Annotated in this window: 8 protein-coding genes; 5 read left to right on the top strand and 3 right to left on the bottom strand. The window is 69.8% G+C overall.

Features of this window, described 5'->3' with window-relative positions:
• Positions 1-101 precede the first annotated feature (101 nt).
• Both CJ022_RS00460 and CJ022_RS00455 read left to right on the top strand, forming a co-directional pair.
• Positions 102-464 (top strand): GFA family protein, encoded by a 363-nt coding sequence (locus tag CJ022_RS00460; protein ID WP_101924743.1) that lies wholly within the window; start codon positions 102-104, stop codon positions 462-464.
• Between the two features lie 204 nt (positions 465-668).
• Positions 669-1,619, top strand: a complete 951-nt coding sequence (locus CJ022_RS00455; protein ID WP_101924742.1) for an aldo/keto reductase — start codon at positions 669-671, stop codon at positions 1,617-1,619.
• Between the two features lie 81 nt (positions 1,620-1,700).
• Here the strand turns inward: CJ022_RS00455 and CJ022_RS00450 are convergent, their stop codons facing one another.
• Positions 1,701-1,997, bottom strand: a complete 297-nt coding sequence (locus tag CJ022_RS00450) for a hypothetical protein (RefSeq protein WP_101924741.1) — start codon at positions 1,995-1,997, stop codon at positions 1,701-1,703.
• 102 nt (positions 1,998-2,099) lie between these two features.
• Here CJ022_RS00450 and speG point away from each other — a divergent pair, with 102 nt between their 5' ends.
• Positions 2,100-2,678, top strand: a complete 579-nt coding sequence (speG, locus tag CJ022_RS00445; RefSeq protein WP_233198534.1) for a spermidine N1-acetyltransferase — start codon at positions 2,100-2,102, stop codon at positions 2,676-2,678.
• A 13-nt stretch (positions 2,679-2,691) separates the two neighbouring features.
• Here the strand turns inward: speG and CJ022_RS00440 are convergent, their stop codons facing one another.
• Entirely contained in the window at positions 2,692-3,651 is a 960-nt protein-coding gene (locus CJ022_RS00440) for a peptidylprolyl isomerase (protein ID WP_425490859.1), read from the bottom strand.
• Positions 3,652-3,779: 128 nt separating this feature from the next.
• Between CJ022_RS00440 and CJ022_RS00435 the strand changes: the two genes are divergently transcribed.
• Together CJ022_RS00435 and CJ022_RS00430 are read left to right on the top strand one after the other, a co-directional pair.
• Positions 3,780-4,157 (top strand): PadR family transcriptional regulator, encoded by a 378-nt coding sequence (locus CJ022_RS00435; RefSeq protein WP_101924758.1) that lies wholly within the window; start codon positions 3,780-3,782, stop codon positions 4,155-4,157.
• Positions 4,154-5,110 (top strand): sensor domain-containing protein, encoded by a 957-nt coding sequence (locus tag CJ022_RS00430; RefSeq protein ID WP_233198533.1) that lies wholly within the window; start codon positions 4,154-4,156, stop codon positions 5,108-5,110. Before CJ022_RS00435 ends, CJ022_RS00430 begins: the two co-directional genes overlap by 4 nt.
• A gap of 216 nt (positions 5,111-5,326) precedes the next feature.
• Here the strand turns inward: CJ022_RS00430 and CJ022_RS00425 are convergent, their stop codons facing one another.
• Positions 5,327-6,679: a polyhydroxyalkanoate depolymerase gene (locus CJ022_RS00425; RefSeq protein ID WP_101924757.1), complete on the bottom strand. Its 1,353-nt coding sequence runs from the start codon at positions 6,677-6,679 to the stop codon at positions 5,327-5,329.
• Positions 6,680-6,726: the final 47 nt, after the last annotated feature.

Below are 6,726 nucleotides of genomic sequence, written 5' to 3'. Positions count from 1 at the left end.
CGTCGCCGCCCTGTGGGCGCTCGAACGCGCCCGGCTCGGGCGTGCGCCGCGTCGGGCGCGCGAGGACTAGACTGGCGCCGGACCGGTCCCGGAGACGTGCGATGGCCCTCACAGGCAGCTGTCATTGCGGTGCGATTGCGTTCGAGCTCGACCTGGCCGGCGGCGACGCGCCGACCGACGCCTACGACTGCAACTGTTCGATGTGCCGACGACGCGGTGCGCTCCTCGCGTTCTTCGCGGCCGATGCGTTGACGCTGACGACGGATGCCGCGGCGCTCGCGACCTACCGCTTCCACACGCAGCGGCTGGCGCACCGGTTCTGCCGCGTCTGCGGCATCGCACCCTACAGCGAAGGCGAGGACCCGGCGTCGGGTCGGCGCCAGGTGGCGGTGAATCTGCGCTGCCTCGACGGGCTGGATCTCGCGACGCTGCGCATCGTGCCGGTCGACGGCGCCAGCCTGTAGCGGATGCATCCGCGCCGGGCTTGCGGGTGCTGCGCTTGAAGCGGGATCGGCGCCGATGCAGACTCGGGCGACGCCTCGATGGCGTTGCCCGGTGCGACCGCGGCCGACGATCCTGCGGCCGAGCGCTCCGACCCATGCCCGCGCCGATGGCGTCGGGCCTTCCGCGGCGGCCCTGCGCTGCCGTGTCGATCAGCAGGAGTCCACATGCCCACCCGTCGCGATTGCCTCAAGCTCACCCTCGGCGCCGGTCTGTCCCTGGCGTTGCCATCCTCCCTGCTCGCGGCGACCCGCCAGCCCCTGCTGACCCGCGCGATCCCGTCGAGCGGCGAGGCCGTGCCGGTCATCGGCCTCGGCAGTTCGGCCACGTTCTCGCGCGCGGCCGGCGATGACGCCGCGTCGCTGTCGGACGTGCTGCGCACCCTCATCGCCGAAGGCGGCAAGGTGTTCGACACCGCGCCGAGCTACGGCGAATCGGAGGCCGTCGCCGGCAGGACCGTGCAGGATCTCGGCATCGCGGACGACGTGTTCTGGGCGACCAAGCTCAACGTCGCCGGCCGCGAGCCCGATGCCAGGGCCGATCCCGCGGGCGCACGCGCGCAGCTGGATGCCTCGTTCGAACGGCTCGGCCGCACGTCCATCGATCTGATCCAGGTCCACAACCTCGGCGACATCCCGACCCAGCTCGGCCTGCTCAAGGCCCTGAAGGCGGAGAAGCGCGTGCGCTACATCGGCGTCACGTCGACCAGCAAGCCGGCGTATCCGAAGCTGGTCGAGACCATGCGCAGCGAGCCCCTGGATTTCATCGGCGTGGACTACGCGGTCGACAACCGCGACGTCGAAGAGACGATCCTGCCCTTGGCCGCCGAGCGCGGCATCGGGGTGCTGGTCTACGCGCCGTTCGGCCGCACGCGGTTGTGGCAGCGCGTCGGCGACCGGCCGGTGCCGGACTGGGCGCAGGACTTCGACGCGACCACCTGGGGCCAGTTCTTCCTGAAGTTCGTCGTGTCGCACCCGGCGGTGACCTGCGCGACGCCGGCGACGAGCCGGGTCAGGAACCTGGTCGACAATCTCGGCGCCGGGCGCGGGCGCCTGCCGGATGCGGACCAGCGCCGGCGCATGATCGAACTGATCGACGGGTTGCCGGCCGCGGCCTGACGCGTCGATCGCGACGCGGGCCGCAGGTCGCGGCACCGCCTCCACGCAGCGGCCGGCGCCGGCGCGTGGCGGCGGCGGGGGTCAGCCTTCTTCTTCTTCCTCGAACTCGACCAGCGCGTCGAGATCGAACGCGAGCGCTTCGACCGCTTCGCGCACCTTGCGAGCGGTCGCCAGGTTGCCGACCTCGACCTCGAGCGTGTGCATGTCCGGTCCGGCGACGTCGCTGAGGCCGGCGGAGCTGGAATCGGCATCGTCCATGTGCGGCATCAGGTCGTCGATCTCCTCGACGTGCTCGATGCCCTCCACGCTCTGCAGGAGGTTGATGACGGCGCGGGCGGTATCGTCGCTGCCGGTCAGGCGGATGCGGAGCATGGGCATGTCGGTTCCTTGCGGGTGGGAGGAGCGCAGGCTAGGAAGCCGCGGGCTAAGCCGGCGTGAGGACCGCATGCGCGCGTCATCGTCGCGGCGTACGCTGCAGCCATGAACACCCCGATGCCGCTGATGCCGCCGATGCCACCGTCGCCCGCGAGCGCCGTGCTGTTGCGGCCGCTGGAGCGCGGCGACCTGCATTTCGTCCACCAGCTCAACAACAACCGCAGCGTGATGGGCTACTGGTTCGAGGAGGCCTACGAGTCGTTCGTCGAGCTGGAAGAACTGTTCCGCAAACACATCCACGACCAGAGCGAGCGGCGCTTCATCGTCGAGGATCGCGCCGGCACGCGGGTGGGTCTGGTCGAACTGGTCGAGATTGATCACCTGCACCGGCGCGCTGAATTCCTGGTGATGGTGTCGCCCGACCACCAGCGCCGTGGCTATGCGCGCGCGGCGACGACGCTGGCGATCAGTTACGCGTTCCGCGTGCTGAACCTCTACAAACTTTTCCTGCTGGTCGACGTCGACAACGCGCCGGCGATCCACATCTACGAATCGCTCGGCTTCCAGCGCGAGGGCGTGCTGATCGACGAATTCTTCAGCGACGGCCGCTATCGCAGTGCGATCCGCATGTGCCTGTTCCAGCACCAGGCGCTGGGCAGCGACGACAGCCGGCGCGACGCCTGAGTCGCCGCGCCGGTCAACCGGCCGGCGGCACCCGCACCGGCACGGTGATGTTGCACAGGTCGATGTGCCCGGCCGGCTGCAGGTACCAGTCGTCGCGGCGGTTGCGGCGCGACTCGACGACCGCGTCGAACAGCGGCGTGTCCGTGCGCAGCACCTGCAGCGGCGTGCGCTCGGCGGCGGGCACCTCGGACGCGAGCCGGATCGCGCGGATCGGCGTGCGCTGCGCCGGATCCTCGTAGAAGCCCAGCGGACCGGTACCGCGCGGCAACACGCTGAGCAGTTCCATGCCCTGCAGCACGCGGCCGACGACGGTGATGTTGCGGTCCAGCTGGCGCGGCGACTGGCCGGTGACGACGTAGAGCTCGGTGCCGTTGCTGGAATCGGGTGCCATGTCGCGCCCTGCGCCCAGCGTGCCGTAGCAGTGGGTGAGCCAGGCGCGGCCGGTGGCGGGATCGCGCGCCGCGGGAAAGCCGTCGGCGAAGCCGGTGTCGGCGGCCCAGCCGTCGGGGTCGGGCAGGGCGTGGAACGCGAGGCCGGACGCGGCGCGGTCGAACTCGGCGGGCAGGTCGGCCCTGGCGCTGCCGATCGGCTTGCCGGGCACGCCTTCCTCGGTGATGTCGCCGAACTGGACGACGAAGTTGTCCTGCGACCGGTACAGCGTCAGCCCGTTCCAGAAGCCCTCGCGCGCCAGCGTGCGGATGTTGTCGACGTGCGCGGGCGCGAAACCGGGCGCGAGTTCGATGACCACGCGGCCCGCGGCCAGGTCGAGATACAGCGTGTCCGCCGGCGCCGGCGTGCGCCAGTCGGCCGGCGTCGATGCGTCCAGCAGCTGCTGGGTCGACCGCGTCTCCAGGACCTCGGCGCCGCCCGGCGCGGGCGTCGTCGTCGCGCAGCCCGACAGCACGAGCGCGAGCGCGCCGACGAGCGGCGCCAGGGACAACGACCAGGAGGACGAGGGGCGGCGTGGGGCGATGCGGGACATGGGCGGTTTCCGTGCGAGGTAGGCCCGATTGTGGCCGAGTCGCGGCATCGCATGACTACCGGCACATCCGCTATAGCGGACTCAACACTAGTATCTGGGTCGACCTAGCGGAGATGGCCATGGCCGATGCCCACGACGACAGCGAGCTGCAGCTGCGCAAGTTCCAGAAGGAACTCAGCGCGGGCACGGTGTCGCTGGCGCTGCTGGCGGTGCTCGGCACTGCGTCCGAGCCGATGTACGGCTACCAGATCGCCAAACGGCTGGAGACCGTCGGCGACGGCGTGCTCAGCGGCAAGCAGAGCGCGCTGTACCCGGTGCTGCGCAACCTCAGTGCCGCGGGCCTGCTCGACAGCCACGTGGAACCGTCGGTCTCCGGCCCACCGCGCCGTTATTACCGTATGACCGAGGCAGGGCGGAGCACCCTGCGCGAATGGGCCGCCGCCTGGCGTGCGACCCGCGATTCCGTCGACGCCGTCCTGGAGGGGGAGCGCCAATGAACAGCAGCCTCATGAACAAGCACCGCTCACCGCAGAGCATTCCCGAGTACCTCGAGCAGCTGCGCCGCGCGCTGGCCGGCGCGGATCCCGCGCTGGTGCAGGACGCGCTCTACGACGCGGAGGAATACCTGCGCTCGGAACTGGCCGAACACCCCGGCCGCTCCGAGGCCGAGGTCATCGCCGCGGTGGCGTCGAGCTACGGGGCGCCGGACGAAGTTGCCGACATCTACCGCGATACCGAGGTCAAGGTGCAGACCGCGTTGCGCGCGCCGCCGCCGAAGACCCGCGAATCGCTGCTGGGACACTTCTTCGGTGTCGCCGCCGATCCGCGCACCTACAGCGCGCTGTTCTACATGGTGCTGTCGCTGGCCACGGGCATCTTCTACTTCACGTGGGTGGTCGCCGGGCTGTCGACGTCGCTGGGCATGGTGTTCGTGCTGATCGGCATCCCGCTGCTGATCCTGTTCTTCGGCTCGGTGCGGCTGCTGTCGCTGGTCGAAGGCCGGCTGGTCGAGGTGATGCTGGGCGAGCGCATGCCGCGACGGCCGCTGTATTCGGCGCGCGGGCGCACCTGGCTGCAGCGCATCGGCGACATGTTCACCGACGTCCGCACCTGGAGCACGATGCTCTACATGCTGCTGATGCTGCCGCTGGGCATCGTCTACTTCACGATCAACGTGACGCTGCTGAGCGTGTCGCTGAGCATGATCGCCGCGCCGATCCTGGTCTGGCTGGGCATTGCCGAGGCCGGCGTGAGGGACTACGGCTGGACGCTCCTGAGCTGGACCGAGAACGAAGGCCTCGGCACGTCGCTCAACGCCTGGGCCACCCCGGTGGTGCTGGTGGCCGGTGTCCTGCTGCTGTTCGCCAGCCTCCATCTGTTCCGCGGCATCGGCCGCATGCACGGCGGCATCGCCAAGCACCTGCTGGTGAAGACGGCGCAGTACAGCTGAGGCGGGCCGGGCATCGCGCGCCGGTCCGGGCTCGGTGGGGCAGGCGAACGGGATCTGTCGCTGCGTCCAGGATGACGGGGCGTCGGATCCAACGCCGCCCGCTGGGCGAGGTCGCGTTGCGGCACGATGGAGACGACGAAGGCGCGCCGGTCGACCCGGCGCGCCTTCTTGTCATTGGGGAGCCTGCCGCGCGCGGATCGCGTCAGCGCCCCCGGATCACGTGGCGGACGTCGTCGCCCGCGTCGCGGTCCGCTTGCGTGCGGCGGTCTTGCGGGCGGACTTCGCCCGGACGGGCGTCTTGGCGTCCGCCCCATCGCCGGGCAGCGCATGCGCCGCGATGAAGTCGCGGACCTGCGGGTAGACCTGGTTGCGCCAGCGGCGCCCACTGAAGATGCCGTAGTGGCCGGCGCCCGCGACGGTGATGTGGGCACGATCGCGTTCGGCGACGCCGGTGCACAGCGTGTGCGCGGCCTGGGTCTGGCCTTCGCCGGAGATGTCGTCGAGCTCGCCTTCGATCGTCAGCAGCGCGGTGCCGGTGATCTTCGACGGCGTCACGCGCTCGCCGTTGACGACCCACTTGCCGCGCGGCAGCAGATGCTCCTGGAACACGATGCGGATCGTGTCGAGGTAGTAGTCGGCCGGCATGTCGAGCACCGCGTTGTACTCGTCGTAGAAACGGCGGTGCGAGGCGGCGTCGTCGTCGTCGCCCTTGACCAGGTCCTGGTAGAAATCCCAGTGCGACTCGAGATGGCGCTCGGGATTCATCGCCATGAAGCCCATGTGCTGCAGGAAGCCCGGATAGACCAGGCGACCGCGACCGGGATAGTTGACCGGCACCGGATGCACGACGTTCTGGCGGAACCAGTCCAGCGGCTTCTCGGTCGCGAGGTTGTTGACCGCGGTCGGCGACTGCCGGGTGTCGATCGGCCCGCCCATCATGACCAGCGACCGTGGCGTCGCTTCGCCGCGCGCGGCCAGCAGCGAGACAGCGGCGAGCACCGGAACGGTCGGCTGGCAGACGCTGATCACATGCAGGTTGTCGGCGCCGATGTGGCGGATGAAGTCCTCGATGTAGGCGACGTAGTCGTCGAGGGAGAACGCGCCTGCCTCGGCCGGCACCATGCGCGCGTCGATCCAGTCGGTGACGTAGACCTTGTGGTCGCGCAGCAGGGTGCGCACCGTGTCGCGGAGCAGCGTCGAGTGGTGGCCCGACAGCGGCGCGACCACGAGCACGACGGGCTGGGCCTTGATGACCTCCAGATGCGCCGGGTCGTCGGTGTAGCGCTTGAAACGCAGCAGCTTGCAGAACGGCTTGACCAGCGCATCGAGCTGTACGACCGGGTAGGTCCGCTCGTTGTCATCGTTCGCGACCGCGTGGATGTCGAAGTCGGGCTTCTCGTAATCCTTGCCGATGCGGTACAGCAGCTCGTTGGCGGCCGCGATCTGGCCGGAGCCGGGGAGGTTCGACAGCCAGGTGCTGTCGGCACCGAAGGCGCGCGCGTTCGCGTCGGCCAGCAGCGTCCACGGCTTCATCCAGGCGCGGCCCATCTCGTGCAGTTGGTAGAACAGCATCGGCATTCCGTGTTGGTTTTGCTGCGTCGCAGCATATCGCATCG

Source organism: Luteimonas rhizosphaerae, assembly GCF_002849595.1.
Classification (GTDB): Bacteria; Pseudomonadota; Gammaproteobacteria; order Xanthomonadales; family Xanthomonadaceae; genus Luteimonas; species Luteimonas cellulosilyticus.
The sequence above is the reverse complement of the archived record's forward strand: the minus strand, read 5'-3'. Positions and strand labels throughout refer to the sequence as shown.

Coding starts and splice junctions, on each gene's coding strand:
- CJ022_RS00460 (WP_101924743.1), top strand. CDS start 102: ATGGCCCTCACAGGCAGCTGTCATTGCGGTGCGATTGCGTTCGAGCTC.
- CJ022_RS00455 (WP_101924742.1), top strand. CDS start 669: ATGCCCACCCGTCGCGATTGCCTCAAGCTCACCCTCGGCGCCGGTCTG.
- CJ022_RS00450 (WP_101924741.1), bottom strand. CDS start 1,997: ATGCCCATGCTCCGCATCCGCCTGACCGGCAGCGACGATACCGCCCGC.
- speG (WP_233198534.1), top strand. CDS start 2,100: ATGAACACCCCGATGCCGCTGATGCCGCCGATGCCACCGTCGCCCGCG.
- CJ022_RS00435 (WP_101924758.1), top strand. CDS start 3,780: ATGGCCGATGCCCACGACGACAGCGAGCTGCAGCTGCGCAAGTTCCAG.
- CJ022_RS00430 (WP_233198533.1), top strand. CDS start 4,154: ATGAACAGCAGCCTCATGAACAAGCACCGCTCACCGCAGAGCATTCCC.